The 18,511-nt window shown below is 25.2% G+C and carries 13 protein-coding genes; 8 read left to right on the top strand and 5 right to left on the bottom strand.

Annotation, left to right across the window (positions count from 1 at the left end; translation table 11 throughout):
- The first annotated feature begins 161 nt into the window (after positions 1-161).
- The 8 genes from ilvB to erpA all read left to right on the top strand — a co-directional run bounded on the left by ilvB (position 162) and on the right by erpA (position 8,384).
- Positions 162-1,886 (top strand): biosynthetic-type acetolactate synthase large subunit, encoded by a 1,725-nt coding sequence (gene ilvB / locus BUCIKOCA2762_RS00730; RefSeq protein WP_154028465.1) that lies wholly within the window; start codon positions 162-164, stop codon positions 1,884-1,886.
- Between the two features lie 9 nt (positions 1,887-1,895).
- Complete coding sequence (gene ilvN, locus BUCIKOCA2762_RS00725; RefSeq protein WP_154028463.1) at positions 1,896-2,375, top strand: acetolactate synthase small subunit; 480 nt, start codon at positions 1,896-1,898, stop codon at positions 2,373-2,375.
- Between the two features lie 150 nt (positions 2,376-2,525).
- Positions 2,526-3,446 (top strand): 16S rRNA (cytosine(1402)-N(4))-methyltransferase RsmH, encoded by a 921-nt coding sequence (gene rsmH / locus BUCIKOCA2762_RS00720; RefSeq protein ID WP_154028461.1) that lies wholly within the window; start codon positions 2,526-2,528, stop codon positions 3,444-3,446.
- An 86-nt stretch (positions 3,447-3,532) separates the two neighbouring features.
- A complete protein-coding gene (locus BUCIKOCA2762_RS00715; protein WP_172598351.1) occupies positions 3,533-3,706 on the top strand; it encodes a hypothetical protein in 174 nt (57 codons plus the stop codon).
- The gene (locus BUCIKOCA2762_RS00710) at positions 3,649-5,016 is read left to right on the top strand and encodes a Mur ligase family protein (RefSeq protein WP_154028460.1); all 1,368 of its coding nucleotides are present in this window, start codon (positions 3,649-3,651) and stop codon (positions 5,014-5,016) included. Before BUCIKOCA2762_RS00715 ends, BUCIKOCA2762_RS00710 begins: the two co-directional genes overlap by 58 nt.
- A 480-nt stretch (positions 5,017-5,496) precedes the next feature.
- Positions 5,497-6,747 (top strand): cell division protein FtsA, encoded by a 1,251-nt coding sequence (gene ftsA, locus BUCIKOCA2762_RS00705; RefSeq protein ID WP_154028458.1) that lies wholly within the window; start codon positions 5,497-5,499, stop codon positions 6,745-6,747.
- A 57-nt stretch (positions 6,748-6,804) separates the two neighbouring features.
- Entirely contained in the window at positions 6,805-7,947 is a 1,143-nt protein-coding gene (gene ftsZ, locus BUCIKOCA2762_RS00700) for a cell division protein FtsZ (RefSeq protein WP_154028456.1), read from the top strand.
- 98 nt (positions 7,948-8,045) lie between these two features.
- Positions 8,046-8,384, top strand: coding sequence for an iron-sulfur cluster insertion protein ErpA (erpA, locus tag BUCIKOCA2762_RS00695; protein WP_154028454.1), 339 nt, complete (start codon positions 8,046-8,048; stop codon positions 8,382-8,384).
- Positions 8,385-8,589: 205 nt separating this feature from the next.
- Here erpA and lpdA read toward each other — a convergent pair whose 3' ends face one another.
- The 5 genes from lpdA to truA all read right to left on the bottom strand — a co-directional run bounded on the left by lpdA (position 8,590) and on the right by truA (position 18,029).
- Positions 8,590-10,011 carry a dihydrolipoyl dehydrogenase gene (lpdA, locus tag BUCIKOCA2762_RS00690; RefSeq protein WP_154028452.1) on the bottom strand — a complete coding sequence of 474 codons (1,422 nt, stop codon included), beginning with the start codon at positions 10,009-10,011 and terminating at the stop codon, positions 8,590-8,592.
- Between the two features lie 87 nt (positions 10,012-10,098).
- Positions 10,099-11,346 (bottom strand): 2-oxo acid dehydrogenase subunit E2, encoded by a 1,248-nt coding sequence (locus BUCIKOCA2762_RS00685; protein ID WP_154028450.1) that lies wholly within the window; start codon positions 11,344-11,346, stop codon positions 10,099-10,101.
- A gap of 11 nt (positions 11,347-11,357) precedes the next feature.
- Positions 11,358-14,018, bottom strand: a complete 2,661-nt coding sequence (gene aceE / locus BUCIKOCA2762_RS00680) for a pyruvate dehydrogenase (acetyl-transferring), homodimeric type (protein WP_154028448.1) — start codon at positions 14,016-14,018, stop codon at positions 11,358-11,360.
- 395 nt (positions 14,019-14,413) lie between these two features.
- On the bottom strand, positions 14,414-17,005 hold the full coding sequence (secA, locus tag BUCIKOCA2762_RS00675) for a preprotein translocase subunit SecA (RefSeq protein WP_154028930.1): 2,592 nt from the start codon (positions 17,003-17,005) through the stop codon (positions 14,414-14,416).
- A 235-nt stretch (positions 17,006-17,240) separates the two neighbouring features.
- Positions 17,241-18,029, bottom strand: a complete 789-nt coding sequence (gene truA, locus BUCIKOCA2762_RS00670; RefSeq protein WP_154028446.1) for a tRNA pseudouridine(38-40) synthase TruA — start codon at positions 18,027-18,029, stop codon at positions 17,241-17,243.
- Positions 18,030-18,511: the final 482 nt, after the last annotated feature.

Here is an 18,511-nt window from a genome sequence, read left to right as displayed (position 1 = left end):
TCACTACTTTTATCCGCCTGATAAGGCGGGTATTATTCACTAATATTAATTATTAATAAATTTATAAAATATAATATATACTGTATGATAATAATCACATCAATTACTGTATATTTTATTGGTACATTCAAAATACTGCTATATACAAGGATTTATCACAAATGACATTATTATCAGGCGCTGAAATGGTCATACAGTCATTAATAGATTTAAAGATAGACACAATATTCGGTTATCCTGGTGGAGCTGTATTAGATATATATGATGCTATATTTACTATCGGTCATAAAAAAATACAACACATATTAGTCAGACATGAGCAAGGCGCTACACATATGGCTGATGGTTATGCAAGATGTACCGGAAAAGTTGGAGTAGTATTAGTAACTTCCGGTCCAGGAGCAACTAACGCAATAACCGGTATTGCAACAGCCTATATGGATTCCATACCAATGATTGTTATTTCAGGACAAGTATCTTCCAATCTAATTGGACTTGATGCCTTTCAAGAATGTGATATGATGGGTATCTCGAGACCAATTGTCAAACATAGCTTTTTAGTTAAAAAAACTGAAGATATTCCGTTAATTTTTAGAAAATCATATTTATTAGCATCTAGCGGAAGACCTGGACCAATTGTTATCGATTTACCAAAAAACATTTTAGATCAAAAAATAAAAAAAACTTATATTTGGCCTAATACTGTTTATATTAGATCTTATATTACCAAAAAAAAAAACTATACAAAAAATATAAAGCATGCCATACATACATTATTAATATCTAAAAAACCAATTATTTATGCTGGCGGCGGTGTTATTAGTTCAAATAGTCATATTGAATTATATTCGTTAGCAACCATTCTTAATATCCCGGTTACTATGTCTCTTATGTCGTTGGGCTCTTTTCCTGGTAATCACCCACAATGTTTATCAATGCTAGGAATGCATGGAACATATGCGGCAAATATGGCAATGCATCATTCTGACACTATCTTAGCTATTGGAGTAAGATTTGATGATAGAACTACCAATAATATAGAAAAATATTGTCCTCACGCTCAAATTATACACATTGATATTGATCCAACCTCTATTTCAAAAACTATTACGGCAGATATTCCAATTATTGGGGATGCTAAAAAAATATTAACAAAAATGTTAAAAACTATTAACACACATTCCCTTAATAGACCTCATTTTTATTTAAAAAAATGGTGGAAAAAAATTAATAAATGGAAAAAAATAAATATTATTAATGTTAGAAATTATAAAGATAAAATCAAACCACAAAATTTTCTTACAACATTATACAATTTAACCCAAGGTAAAGCCTATATAACATCAGATGTCGGGCAACATCAAATGTTTACTGCACTGCATTATACTTTTAATAAACCCCGTTATTGGATCAATTCTGGCGGATTAGGTACTATGGGATTTGGTTTACCGGCAGCATTAGGTGTTAAAATAGCATTTCCAAAAGAACTTGTTATTTGTATTACTGGAGATGGGAGTATACAAATGAATATACAAGAATTATCTACAGCTAAACAATATAACTTAGCGATATTAATTATTAACTTAAATAATAAATCTTTAGGAATGGTAAAACAATGGCAAGATATAATATATTCAGGTAGACATTCTCATTCATATATGAAATCATTACCTAATTTTATAGCGTTGGCTGAATCATACGGACACACAGGATTGCAAATTAAAACACCAAACGAAGTTATTGAAAAATTAAAAATAGCTATAAAAAAGGTTCAATTAGGATCATTAGTATTTGTAGATGTAGAAATAGATCCTAATGAACATATTTATCCTATGCAAATTAAAAATGGTGGTATGAACGATATGTTATTACAAAAAACAGGATAAATATAAATTATGCGCCGAATTTTATCAATTTTATTAGAAAATGAATCGGGGGCATTATCTCGTGTAATAGGTCTATTTTCACAACGTGGATATAATATAGATAGCCTTACAGTAGCCCCAACCGAAGATAATAAAATATCTCGATTAACTATACAGACTTTTGGAAATAAAAAAACTATTGAACAAATCGAAAAACAATTACAAAAATTAATTGACGTTTATCAAGTAATAGAGATTACTAATAAAAATTACATAGAAAGAGAAATTTTATTAATAAAAATTAAAATAAAAGATTTTAAAAACCTACATAAAATTAACCAATTAATGGAAATTTATCATGGTATTCTTATTGATTATTCTTTAGAGCGATATATTATCCAAATTACAGGTACTAATCATATCATTGATTCATTTTTAAAAATTATTAAAAAATCTTTTAAAATTATAGAATCGTCTAGATCCGGTGTAATTAGTATTGATTGTTGTTAATAAATAACAACAACGAATTAATCCTATTAATTAATATAAAATCTATTATAACTATTTATACATTTTCTATTAAATATCTAAAAATTTTTTGTTTTTTAAAAAAAATAATGTTTTAGAGAATGTATAAATTTAAATTTAATTATAAAAATTATGCTACATATACCAGTACTATTAAAAGAATCGATTAATGCTTTACAAATCAAACCAACAGGTACGTACATTGATGCAACATTCGGATCAGGCGGACATTCATTAGAAATATTAAAAAATATCGGACCAAAAGGAGCTCTATATGCTATTGACCAAGATCCATACTCTATTAATCTAGGAAAAAAAATCCGAGATAACAGATTTTTTATTAAACATGGAAATTTTTCTCATGTTATCGAAAATTTATATTGCCGTCATAATAAATTCATTGACGGAATTTTATTAGATTTAGGAATTTCATCAATACAGATAGATACAGCGAGTAGAGGATTTTCATTTATGAAAAACGGACCTTTAGACATGCGCATGAATAATCAATCAGGAATACCGGCATGGAAATGGTTGCAAAAAGCAAGTCAAAAAAAAATAGAGTATGTTTTAAAAACTTTTGGAGAAGAACGATACGCAAAAAAAATTTCTTATGCTATTTGTGAAAAAAATAAAAAAAAACTTATCATGAATACACTTGATTTAGTAAAAATCATCAAAAAAATCATTCCAAAAAAAAATAAATATAAACATCCTGCTACACGTACTTTTCAAGCTATACGTATTTATATTAATTGCGAAATAGAATCATTGAAAAAAATATTATGTATTTCAACAAAAATATTAAAGAAAAAAGCAAGACTAGTTATTATTAGTTTTCATTCTATTGAAGGCAGAATTATAAAAAATTTTTTTAAAAAAAATAGCGGATATACCTGTATTCCTAAAGGATTGCCTATAAATAATGACCAAATAATACAATATTCAACAAAAAAATTAAAAATTATTAAAAAAATTAAACCTAGTAATAAGGAAATTAATAAAAATCCTCGTGCACGTAGTGCAATCTTAAGAATTGCAGAAATACTATAAATTAAATAATTTTTAAATAAAACTTACATTATATAAGTATTATATATATAATTTATAAATTAAAATCATCCAAACAACATTATACTATGATAAAAAAAATAGATAACATTCAAACATTATTAAATCCTTGGATTAATAATATTCCCCAAAAAAAAATCTGCAATATTACTCAATGTAATCAAAAAATAAAAATTGGTGATTTATTTATATCATTAAAAAAAAAAACAATATACATAAATATTCTATTACCAATGCGATAAAAAATAATGCAAATGTTATTTTATATGAAACAAAAAAAAATAAACACGGATTATGTATATCTACACAATATAATACACTTATTATTTATTTTAAAAAATTAAGCGATCATATCCATAAGATATATGAAAGATTTTTTAATTATCCGCAAAAAAAAATTAAACTAATTGGAGTAATAGGAACTTATGGAAAAACTACTGTAACTAATTTAATTGCACAATGGGAACAATTAATTAATAAAAAAATTGGCGTAATTAAAGATTTAGAAAATAAAAAAAACATATCACAATCTAACATACGTCATAATATACGTTATCATAATTCTATTCAAAAAATACTATATCGCTTAGTCAAAAAAAAAATAGATATCACTACAATAGAAATGTCATATACAGTACTGATGCAAAAACAAATATCTTATTTAAAATTTGAATCAATAATATGTACAAATTTAACTAATAGTAATACAGATGGTCAAAAAACAATGTTTGAAAAAGAAAAGATAAAATTTTCCTTTTTAAAGCAAAATAAAATAAAAAACATTTTTTTAAATGGAAATGAAAACATTGCCAATAATTGGATAAAAAAAATTACAAATAAAAAAGTCATATCCGTAACAGTGCTAAAAAAAAATAATATTTTTAATCTTAAATATTGGATAAACGCAATAAAAATCATCTATCATACTTCACGTACAAAAATTTTTTTTAATTCAACATGGGGATCTGGAAATTTATATAGTTCATTAATTGGTGATTTTAATATTACTAATATACTTTTAGCAATGTCAGCAATGTTATCATTAAAATATTCTCTAAATATACTAATTCCAAGCAGTAAATTTTTACGTCCTATACCCCGAAAAATGGAAAAAATTCAAATACATAATAATCCTTTATTCATTATCAACAATATTCATCTGCCGCAAGTATTATATCGAACATTGTCTTCATTAAGATACTATAAACATAAAAAAATTTGGTGTATATTGGGATATAAAAAAATATGTAATATCAGTGCAAGAAAAATAATAGGAAGTATTTCTGATAAATTTTCTGATTTTGTTGTGTTTATAAACAATCATCCAGAAAATAAACAAGAAGTTTCTATTATTAATGATATAATAACAAATCGTTACAAAACAAATAAATTTTTTATATTTTATAAAATCAAAAAAGCTATACAATTTATTTTTTATCAAGCAAATAAATATGATATAATCTATATATCAGAACAAGAAAAAAAAGTAAAAAAAATCATTAAATATATACACATATTATCAAAAAAAAATATTATTAATAATAATATATGATGATATTTATAAATGTAAATTTAATTAATTAAATGTATAGTAATACTATTAAAAATAATTCAAAAAATGATTTTAATATCAAATATTCACTTAATTACATTAAAAATAATAATATCTTAATAAAAATATATTTTATATTTATATACATATAAAATACTTAATAAATTAAGAATCAATAAAAAATATATTAAAAATAATTAATGATTTTTAGCATGTGATATAATAATAAAATTATTTATTAATTTTATTATAATAAAATAAAATATTTATAGAATATAATTAAATTAATAATAAATATAAATATATATACAGTCGTATATATATTTATATTTATTTTTACTATTAAAATATTTTATATATATAACTATATATAAAACTATATAATAAATACTATTATATTTACATAAAACTTGTATATCATACACTATAATGAAAAATTATTAACAACATTAAAATAAAAATCTAATTTAATTAAAAATTATGAACCTTTTAACAAAAAAAAATATTATCGCCGGATTAGAAATAGGAACAACTAAAATAATTGTCTTAATAGGAGAAATTCTTGAATGCGGAAGCATGAATATTATTGGTTTTAGTAAAAATCCAACTCAAGGTATAGAAAAAGGTAACATTAATAATTTAGAATTATTGATAAACTGTATTAACACATCTATTCACGAAGCAGAAAAAATAGCAAAATACAAGATACATTCTGTGTATTTATCAATATCACACAATGAGATTAATTGTCAAAACGAAATTGGTATTACTCCTATTAAAAATAAAGAAATTACAAAAAAAGATATAGAAACAGTTATTAAAATTGCTAAGTCTGTAAAAATAAAAAATAATCATGATATCTTGCACATTATTCCCCAAGAGTTCCGCGTAGATCACCAATCAGGTATTAAAAATCCTATCGGATTATCTGGCATACGCATGCAAACTAATGTACATTTAATTACTGGTAATAAGAATATAAAAAAAAACATTATTAATGCTATTAAAAAATGTGGTATTCATGTTAAAAAAATAATATTTTCTGGATTAGCGTCCGGATTATCTGTACTAACCGAAGAAGAAAAAAATTCAGGAGTTTGCTTAATAGATATGGGCGGCGAAACAATGCATGCTAGTATTTACATAAAAGGGTCTTTATATCATAATATTGTTATACCCTATGCTGGTAATTCCGTAACACGTGATATTGCTTATGCATTTTCTTTATCATATTCAGATGCAGAATTTATAAAAAAAAAATATGGATATGCTACAGCAGATTTATCAATGACATGTCAAAACTTAGACATTTTAAATAAAAATGGTAAAAAAATAGATAACTGTCATTATCAATCATTAACAGAAGTGATTGAACCGAGATATACAGAACTATTATATCTTGTAAAAAAAGAAATTGTAAAGTTATATACTAAACATAATATCAAAAAAAACAAATACCAAGAAATATCTAACGTTGTATTAACTGGAGGATCATCTAAAATAAAATATTTATTAAAATGTGCAAAAAAAATATTTCATACACAGGTTATGATAAAAAAACCCTGCAATATATCTAAAATACCCGAATATATTAATAAACCTGAATATGCAACAATTGTTGGATTATTGCAATATGGCAAAAATTATCAAAAATCTTCTCGGAAAAAAAATAAATCTCCGAGATTTTTAAAATATTTACTTAACCAAATAAAATACTGGTTAACCAAATAATTACATATTAAAAATATTTAATCATTTTAAATATTCCAATATTATGGAGTGTATTTTATGTTTGAACCGTCCGAATTAAGTAATGATGCAGTTATTAAAGTTATTGGTGTTGGAGGAGGAGGCAGTAATGCTGTTGAGCACATGGTGCGTGAAAAAATAGAAGGAGTTGAATTTTTTGCCATTAATACAGATGCACAAGCATTAAGAAAAATAGCTGTCGGGCAAACCATACAAATTGGTAACAATATTACTAAAGGATTAGGAGCTGGAGCAAATCCAGACGTAGGTAAAGATTCTGCCGAAGAAGATAAAGAAACATTAAAATCAGCATTAGATGGAGCTGATATGGTTTTTATAGCAGCAGGTATGGGTGGTGGAACTGGCACAGGAGCAGCACCAGTAGTTGCAGAAGTTGCTAAAGAACTTGGAATTTTAACTGTTGCGGTAGTCACTAAACCTTTTAGTTTTGAAGGCAAAAAAAGAATGAATTTTGCTGAACAAGGATTAAATGAATTGTCTAAATACGTTGATTCTTTAATCACAATTCCTAATGATAAATTACTAAAGGTATTAACACGAGGTATATCATTATTAGATGCTTTTGGAGCTGCAAATGATGTATTAAAAGGTGCCGTGCAAGGAATTGCGGAACTAATTACACGACCCGGGTTAATGAATGTAGATTTTGCAGATGTCAGAACGGTCATGTCAGAAATGGGATATGCTATGATGGGAACAGGATCAGCATCCGGTGAAAACAGAGCTGAAGAAGCATCTGAAATTGCTATTTCTAGCCCATTATTAGAAGATATCGATTTATCAGGAGCTCGAGGAGTATTAGTAAATATTACTGCTGGTTTTGATTTAAGATTAGATGAATTTGAAACTGTCGGAAATACTATACGTGCATTTTCTTCTGATAATGCCACAGTTGTAATTGGTACTTCATTAGATCCACAAATGGATCATTCATTAAGAGTAACTGTAGTGGCAACAGGCATCGGTATAGAAAAAAGACCTAAAACTTCTTTTATCAGAAACAAACCATCTCATGAATTATTATCAGATTATAGAAATCAATCTTTAAGAAGGCATCAAGCTACAACTAATACAAAAAATGTACATAATAATCTCAGACAAACACAAAAATATGAAAAAAATTTTTTAGATATTCCGGCTTTTTTAAGAAAAAAAAAATAAATTATATTTTATAAAAAATATTTATAACTAATAATTTATATATTTTATCTATGATTTTAAAAAAAAATTTTTTATAACTTTTTACCAACAGAGTTTATATGAATATATCAGTATTTCCATTTAATATTACTATTAAAGCAATTGATAAAATCAAACAACTCGTAATTAAAAAAAAAATACAACTAAAATTACGTATATATATAACAGGAGGCGGTTGCGGAGGTTTCCAATACGGTTTTAAATTAGAAAAATCTATTAATAAAGACGATATTTATATTCAACAATCTGGTATTGAAATTATTATTGATCCTATTAGTTCCCAATATTTAATAGGAGGAAAAATAGATTATCAAGAAAATTTAGAAGGTTCTAAGTTTATAGTAATTAATCCAAATGCTCAAACAACATGTGGCTGCGGATTATCATTTAGTGTATAAAATACCAAAATGATAGTATCATATAATTTATATAAATATATATGACAAGAAAATATTATCTCATATGTACTACTTAGTAGTAATATTATAAAAACTTTATTTAGAGCAGGAAACACCCTGCTCTGCAAAAAAACTTACATTTAATGTAGTTAATAATTTAAAAATTAATATTTATTAATATTAAAAATATTAATATAATATAAAATTATATTTTATTAATAATATCCGTAGCAGTACCATTAAATAATTGAGCTGATATATTGATTGATTCAGACAAAGAAGGGTGAGAATGAATAGTTAACGCTATATCTTCTATATCACATCCCATTTCAATAGCTAAATTAATTTCTGATAACAGTTCTCCTGCATGTCTACCAACAATAATACCCCCGATAACTCTATGGCTATCAGTATCAACAATTAATTTAGTAACACCATTCTCTGAACAATTAGAACTTATTGCTTTACCAGAAAACTTCCATGGCATAATTACTGATCGACAATTAATCCCTTTTAATTTAGCATTTTCTTCCGTAATACCCGTCCACGCAATTTCTGGATCACAATACGCAATACACGGAATTACCTTAGGTTCAAAAAAATGGTTTTTACCAGAAATAACTTCAGCTGCTATATGTGCTTCATGTATTCCTTTATGGGCTACCATTGGCGCTCCTACTACATCACCAACAGCAAAAATATTTGATACGTTAGTACGCATTTGACTATTAACTTTAATAAATCCCAAAGAATTTAATTTAATCCCAATAGAAGATAAATTTAAATTATTTGTATTAGCGTTTCTACCAATAGAAATTAATACATTGTTATATAATTTATTTTGTAATATATCACTATCTTTTTTTGTTTTTAAAATTATTCCGCTAGAATTAGCTATTAAATTAACTACTGATGTATTTAAATATATATTAAAATCATTTTTGGTATATTGAACAAACATATCACTAATATCTTTATCAATTGATGGAAAAAATCTAGTAGAACTATCGATTATATCTACTTGAGAACCTAAAGAATTATATATAGTTGCCATTTCTAAACCAATAACACCAGCACCAATAATTAATAAATTTTTTGGAATTACAGTACAATTTAAAGCATCAGTAGAACTCCAGATACGACTATCATTATTATACAATATATTCGGCAATAATATTGGAGCAGATCCAGTTGCAATAACAGCATTATCAAATTGTACATTATAAACAATATCTTTATGTATGACTTCTATTAAATTTTTAGTTAAAAAATTGGCTGTTCCTTGCAATATATTTACTTTTCTATGTTTAGCCATATCGCTTAAACCACGATTTAGCTTATTAATAATATTATTCTTCCAACACATAATTTGAGAAATATCTAATTCATTAGAATTACCGAGATTAATATTATATTTAGAAAATTCTTTTATTTCTTTAATTAAATTCGTTAAATATAACAATGATTTTGATGGGATACAACCAACATTCAAGCAAGTACCGCCTAAAACACCATATTTTTCTATAATTAAAACAGATAATCCTAAATCAGAACATCTAAAAGCTGCAGAATATCCTGCCGGACCACCGCCAATAACAACTACATTAACATTAATATGTTTTTTCATATAACACTCTTTTTATTAATAAAAATAAATTTTATATATCTTAATTAAAACCATCTGATTAATAATATAAAATATTATTTAAAAAAATTACACCAATAAAGTTCTAACATCAGATAATAACTGACTTAAAAAATTAGTAAAACGTACTCCGTCAGCACCATCAATGATACGATGATCATATGATAAAGAAAACGGAAGAATTAAACGAGGATAAAATTTTTTTTGATTCCAAATAGGTTTTATTGTAGCTTTTGACACACCTAAAATACAAGCTTCAGGAGCATTAATAATAGGTGTAAAACCAGTTCCACCAATTCCACCTAAACTAGAAATAGTAAAAGTTCCATTACTCATATCAGAAATATTTAATTGATTATTTTTTGCTTTCTGAACTATATGACAAATTTCATATGAAATTTCACCAATATTTTTATATTTTAGGTTTTTTAGAACAGGTACTAATAAACCTTCTTTAGTATCTACAGCAATACCAATATTAATATTTTTTTTTACAATAATACCATTTTTACTAGCGTGTAAAATACTATTAAATCGAGGATATTTTAATAAAGTATGTACAACCGATTTAACTAAAAATGATAGTAACGAAATTTTTCGAAAATTTTTATTATTTAAGTTACGAGAATTATATAACTTTCTAAAATCTTCTAAATCAGTAATATCTGTTTCATCAAATTGAGTAACATGAGGAATACTTTTCCAATTGTTCAATAAACGAGTACCAGAAATACGTTGAATATTTGTTAATAATTGAAATTCTTGATCATCATTAATATGATTGATATCATCATTTTTTAAATCACTACATTGTGTATCATATAAGTTTAAATTATTAGATACTTGTGTACTGTATTTTTTTACATCCTCACAAGTAATTCGACCTTTAGAACCGCTCCCTATTACATTTAACAAATTTATATTTAATAATCTAGCAATACGTCGCACTTTAGGAGATGCATAAATATCATTAATAATACCAATATCATTATTTTTACAATCTAACGGATTCTGTAAATTTAATTGATCTAAATTACTGACATAATTATTATTTATATTATTTTTATTGAAATCTTTATTTTTATCAATATTTTTTAAAATCATAATTAATTTATTAACCGATAATTTATCCCCTACTTTAACACAAATTTTTTTAATAATTCCAGAAACCGGAGCAGGTATTTCTAATACAGATTTATGACTTTCTACTGAAATCAAGCTATCTTCTTTTTTTACTTTATCTCCTATTTTTACTAAAATTTCAATTATCTCTACACTTTTTACCCCAACATCTGGCATACAAACTTCTACTTTCACTATATCACCTCTTATGCTAAACGCGGATTCGGTTTATTGGAAATAATATTTAATTTTTTTAAAGCATCAGCAAGTATACTTGCGTCTATTTTTCCTTGTTCAATTAATACATCTAACGCTGCACTCACAATATACGACGTATTTATTTCAAAAAAATTACGTAATTTTTCACGACTATCTGATCGTCCATAACCATCTGATCCTAAAACACGAAATATATTAGACGGTATATATGCTCGAATCTGTTCTGCAAAAATTTTCATATAATCAGTCGCTGCTACAACAGGTGAATCATTCAAGATAGAACTAATATATGATCGTTTCTTTTTCTTTAATGGATTTAACATATTCCATCGTATACAATCTTGACCATCACGAGCTAATTCTGTAAAAGACGTGACACTATAAATATCAGAACCAATTTGATATTCAGATAACAAAAATTTAGCCGCTTTTCTTACACAACACAAAATAGAACCTGATCCTAGCAACTGAACATGTCCTTGACTACCATAACATGTATTCAATTTATATATTCCCTTACAAATACCTTCTATCATATTATCAGACATATTTGGCATTTTATAATTTTCGTTTACAGTTGTTATATAAAAAAATACATTTTCTTGTTTTTTCCCATACATACGTTGTAAACCAGATTGTATAATTACCGCTAGTTCATAACTATATGTTGGATCATAAGAAATACAATTTGGTATAGTTGCCGATAAAACATGACTATGTCCATCAGCATGCTGTAAACCTTCTCCGTTTAATGTACTTCTTCCAGACGTTGCTCCAATTAAAAACCCTCTCGCTTGTTGGTCTCCACAAGACCATAATAAGTCTCCTATTCTTTGAAAACCAAACATAGAATAATAAATATAAAACGGTATCATTGGAAAGTTATTTGTACTATAAGATGTCGCTGCCGCTAGCCATGAAGAACCAGCTCCTAATTCATTGATACCTTCTTGTAAAATTTGACCTTTACAATCTTCTCTATAGTAAAAAATCTGATCTTTATCTGCCGGAGTATACTGTTGTCCTTTATGATTATAAATACCAATTTTACGAAACAAACCTTCCATTCCAAACGTACGTGCTTCATCAGCTATAATTGGTACAATTCTATCTTTTAAGTAAACATTTTTTAACAATACATTTAAAATCCGTACAAAAGTTATAGTTGTAGAAATAGGTCTGATTTGTTCATCTAATAAAGATTGAAAATCCTTTAAAGCAGGAATTATTAATTGTTCAGAAAAATTTGCTAAGCGTGTCGGTATGTATCCTCTTAGTTTTTTTCTTTGATGATGCAAATACTTAAATTCTAAAGAATCAGGAGAAAATTTTATATAAGATAATTTCCGTAAAGACTCTAAATCTAATTTTATTTTTAATTGATTTTGTAAATACTGAATATCTTTTATCTCTAAATTTTTAACTTGATGAGCAACATTTTTGCCTTCGGCAATATTACCTAATCCATAACCTTTAACTGTATGAATTAATATAACTACCGGCTTATCTTTGACTAATTTAGCAAAATAAAAAGCAGAATATAATTTCTTAAAATCATGTCCTCCTCGATTTAATTTCCAAATATCATCATCAGTCATATTTTCTACTAATTTTCTTGTTTCTGCATATTTATTAAAAAAATGTTTCCGAATATAAGCACCATCTTTTGATCTAAATGTTTGATAATTACCATCTATAGTTTCATTCATTAATTTTTTTAAATGTCCTGAAATATCTTTTTCTAATAAATTATCCCATGCGCTACCCCAAATAACTTTAATTACATGCCATCCAGCTCCTAAAAAAAAATCATTCAATTCATTAATAATTTTTCCATTACCATTTACAGGTCCATCTAATCGTTGTAAATTACAATTTACAACAAATATTAAATTATCTAATTTTTCTCGCGCTGCTATTGTAATAGCACCTTTTGATTCAGGTTCATCCATTTCACCGTCACCTAAAAATCCGTATACAGTTTGTTGAGAAGTATTTTTCAAGCCTCTGTTATTTAAATATTTTAAAAATTTTGCTTGATAAATTGCCGAAATAGCGCTTAAACCCATAGATACAGTAGGAAACTGCCAAAAACTAGGCATTAATTTTGGATGAGGATATGAAGATAATCCTATCCCATCAGTTTCTTGTCTAAAATTATCCATTTGTTCTTCTGTCAAACGATTTTCTAAAAAAGCTCTAGCATAAATACCAGGAGATATATGCCCTTGAAAATAAACTAAATCACCACCATCGTCCTGATTAAATGCACGAAAAAAATGATTAAAGCAAACTTCATAAATCATAGCAGAAGATTGAAATGAAGAAATATGTCCTCCTAAATCTAAATTTTTTTTAGAAGCTCGTAAAACCATCATAATCGCATTCCATTGCACTGCCGAACAAATTTTTTTTTCTAATTTAATATTTCCTGGATATTGAGGTTCATCACTAACATGAATAGTGTTAATAAAGCTCGAAATATTATTTTTATATACATAAGTATTTCGTAATAACTTTGAATTCAAAATTTCATCTATTATAAAATGAGCTCGTTTTATACCATATCTTTTGATTACCGCATCAATAGAATCTATCCATTCAGATGTTTCAATCGGATCAATATCTTTAAAAATATTTTTTGACATACTCTGTAGACCTTTCAAATAACTGCATTTTAAAAATTAACTAATTTAATAATTTTAATAATTTTTCTATATATTTATATTGTTATATTAAAAGTAATAATATAATATAATATATATAACGTTATATTTGTACATGTCACGATATATATGATCAATAATCTATTATATTTATAAAAATAAAAATTAAAATACGATTATTATTAATATATATATGCACAGTATATTATTTCATTAACAATATGTTTAAAATATAGATTTTAATTCACCAAAATATACTATTGATAATAAAAATTTTTATATTAAATGTATTCTGTCATATTGATTATATTTAATAAAATTAAATAATTTACTTGAATTTATTTAATATAATAATTACACTAAAAATTTTTATGTAATTATTTAATATCAATAGATTGCATAATCAATAAATGAAATGAATCATAATCTTTTTGATCAATTAAATTCATATATACATTTTTTTTTTGTTCAAAATCTACATAAAAAATATTTATTAAACTTTTAATTACATTATTTTTTATTGCTTCTAGCATTGTTTTGAACATAAAAAATGATTCTCTTTTATATTCTTGTTGTGGATCTTGCTGCGCATAACCTCTTAAATTAATACTATATCGTAAAAAATCTACGGAATTTAAATGCTCTACCCAAAAAATATCTATTATTTGTAATAATACTGATTTTTCAATCATATTAGAATATTTATATGCAATTAATTGAGTATTTTTGCTGTAACTAAATTGTATTGTAGTAACAATTAATTCAATTAATTTATCAACATTTTCATATAAGGTAGTATCATGTTCTAAAAATTTATTTATTGACTTTATAAAATAAAAATTATTTTTCAATTCCGTTTCTAAAGCTAAAAAACTTTCTGCATTTACAATATCGCCTGAAATGTACCGTTTAATACAAAAATAAATACGATCTTTTAAAATAGATAAAATATGCTCATGAATACTAGACTGATTAATTAATTTATTTCGTTCGTTATATACCACTTCACGCTGTTCATTAATAATGTTGTCATATTCTAGTAATTGTTTTCTTGCATCAAAATTTTGATTTTCTATTTTTTTTTGTGCCCTTTCAATAGCTATACTTAACCAAGGATGCTCAATTGATTGACCTAATTGTATCCCAATAGTCCTTATAAAATTAATAATATTATCCGAAGCAAAAAGACGTATTAAAGAATCATCTAATGATAAATAAAATCTAGACGAACCAGGATCTCCTTGTCGACCGGATCTTCCACGTAACTGATTGTCAATTCTACGTGATTCATGTCTTTCTGTACCAATAATATGTAAACCGCCTGCCTTAACAACTAATGTATTCTTATTATTCCATAATTCTTTAAATAAAGTATTTTTTCTAGAATCATATTTCTCATTATCTTTAGATCGATTCATGCCTCCTAATACAATATCTGTACCTCTACCCGCCATATTAGTCGCAATAGTAACAGCTGAGGGTTCTCCTGCTTGAGATATAATATCAGCTTCTTGAGCATGTTTTTTAGCATTCAATACATTATGCTGAATATGCATTTTTTTTAAAAGTCTAGAAATTTGTTCAGATTTTTCGATAGAAACCGTTCCTACTAATACCGGCTGTTTACGATTTACGCAATCTTGTATATCTGATACAACAGCATTAATTTTGTCAATTTCTGACAAATATATTAAATCAGACATATCTTTGCGAATCATAGGTTTATTAGTTGGAATGACAACTGTATCTAAATTATAAATAGAATTAAATTCAAAAGCTTCTGTTGCAGCTGTACCTGTCATACCCGATAATTTGGTGTACATGCGAAAATAATTTTGTAAAGTTATAGAAGCTAAAGTTTGATTATCATTTTGTATACAAACATTTTCTTTAGCCTCTATAGCTTGATGCAATCCATCCGACCATCTTCTTCCGGACACAACCCTTCCAGTATGTTCATCAACAATAATTATTTTTTTATCTTGTATAATATAATCTATATTTTTAAAAAAAATATAATGCGCTTTTAACGCTAAAAGAATATGGTGAACAAAAAAAATATTTTTAGATAAATATAATGATTCTCTTTTCAATATAAATTTATATTTTACTAATAATTTTTCTATTTTTATTAATCCTATTTCGGTCAAATGAATTTGACGTTGTTTATAATCAATGTAAAAATCACCTACTTGAGATATTATATTACAATTTTTTTTATTTTTTGGAACTAAAAAATAAACTAAAGAATTTATACTTTTATATAAAGCGTTACTATTTTCTATAGATCCCGAAATTACTAACGGTGTTCGAGCTTCGTCAATTAAAATAGAATCTACTTCATCAATTAAAGCAAAATATAATTTTCTTTGTACTTTTTGAGTACGACAAAAAACCATATTATCTCGCAAATAATCAAATCCATATTCATGATTAGTGCCATATGTAATATCCGATAAATATGCTATTTTTTTATCTTTCTGAGAAATACCAGCAATATTTATGCCAACACTTAAACCTAAAAATTCAAACAAAATACGGTTTTTATTGGCATCTCTTTTTGCAAGATAATCATTCATAGTCACAATATGAACACCCTTACCAAGTAAGGCATTCAAATATGCAGGTAATGTAGCCGTTAACGTTTTTCCTTCACCAGTACGCATTTCTGCAATACATTGTCGATGTAAAATGATTCCTCCTAAAATTTGTACGTCAAAATGACGCATACCAAAAACTCTTTTACTAGCTTCGCGAATCACAGAAAAAGCTTCAGGAAGCAGTGAATCAATTGTATCACCGTATTTTAATCGTAACTTAAATTCGTCTGTTTTTTTTTTTAAATCATTATCTGATAATTTTAACAGATTTTTTTCTAATAAATTAACTTTAATTACAAGATCATTTAAATTTTGTAAAATACGCTCATTACGGCTCATAAAAAGTTTATTAATTATTTTACCTAACATACTAAATCTCATATTCGCTAATACCGCAGAGTAAAAATTACAATACAGTTAAAAAATAATTTATAAAATGTACATGAATATACAAAATTCTTAAAAATTAGAAATAAATATATAATTTCAATATTAATACAATATTAACTAATAAAAACTTAACGATATGTATAAAATATTTTATGCGTCTATATACATAATAACTAATTCAGTAATCAATTAAATATTTAAAATAAAATATTAATCAAAACAAATCTATATATTTAAATAAATGAGGTTTTATAGGTATACCATAATGTTTGGGATATGTAACAGATAAAAAATATAATCCTTTCGATGGTACTGTAGAATATTTTTTATTAATATTTTTACTACATAATACTTGTTTTACCCAAATAGGTTTATGTTTTGATAATCCTACAGATATTAAACATCCCACAATATTTCTTACCATATGATATAAAAAAGAATTAGCAGTAATATCAATAACAACAAAATCACACACACGATATATTTTTAATGAAAGTATAATCCTTCTAGGAGAAAAGGATTGACAACCACTACTTCTAAACGAAGTAAAATCGTGTTGACCTATTAACCATTTAGAACTAATTTTCATATTTTTGATATCTAGTATATGTCTTACATGAAAATAATAATTGGTTAAAAAACTAGATCGTTTTTCTCGATTTAAGATTAAATAACGATATGATCGCGATAATGCTGAAAATCTTGCGTTAAAATCAGACGAAATTTCTTGCAACCATAATACTGTTATATCACTCGGTAATAATGCATTCATACCATTTAACCATATTGTAGTATGACGCACAACATGTGTACTGAAATGAGCAATCTGCATAATTGCATGTACACCTCTATCAGTACGACCAGCACAAACTATATCTATTTTATAATCGGCTATTTTTGATAAAGCTTGCTCAAGATATCCTTGTATGGTTAAATTCAACCTTTGTTTTTGCCAACCAAAATAAATACTGCCGTCGTATTCCAAACCAAAAACAAACTTCATGTATTATTCCTAATTATTAATTTGAAATCATCGATAATATCTGAAATAATTTTTAATATAATATATTTTATTAAAAATAATGACTGTTTATATAAATAAATTTATATATCTATAATGTCACTTGACATAATATACTCATCTATGTCATTTTCTATATAAATAAATATAAAATATATAAAATATATATATAAAAATATATTTATACTTTAAATAAAAAATTTTATTTATATTAAATTATATACTAATAATTTTTATTATTTTTAATTTATAAAAATAAAATAAATATTTTCATTTAACAATTTTTATTTAAAACAAAATTTTTATAGTTTTTTAAAAAATTCAATTGTTATAAACAATAAAATACTACAATTAAATTGTAAATATATTTAATAATCATTATAAATAATATTGTCAAAATATAATATAGAAAATAATTACTTATACAACAATAATCTATTCTTAAAAAGTTAAAAAATAAATAA

Origin of the sequence: Buchnera aphidicola (Cinara kochiana kochiana), from assembly GCF_900698905.1 — a bacterium.
GTDB lineage: Bacteria > Pseudomonadota > Gammaproteobacteria > Enterobacterales > Enterobacteriaceae > Buchnera_F > Buchnera_F aphidicola_W.
This window is presented reverse-complemented; position numbering and strand designations above follow the sequence as displayed.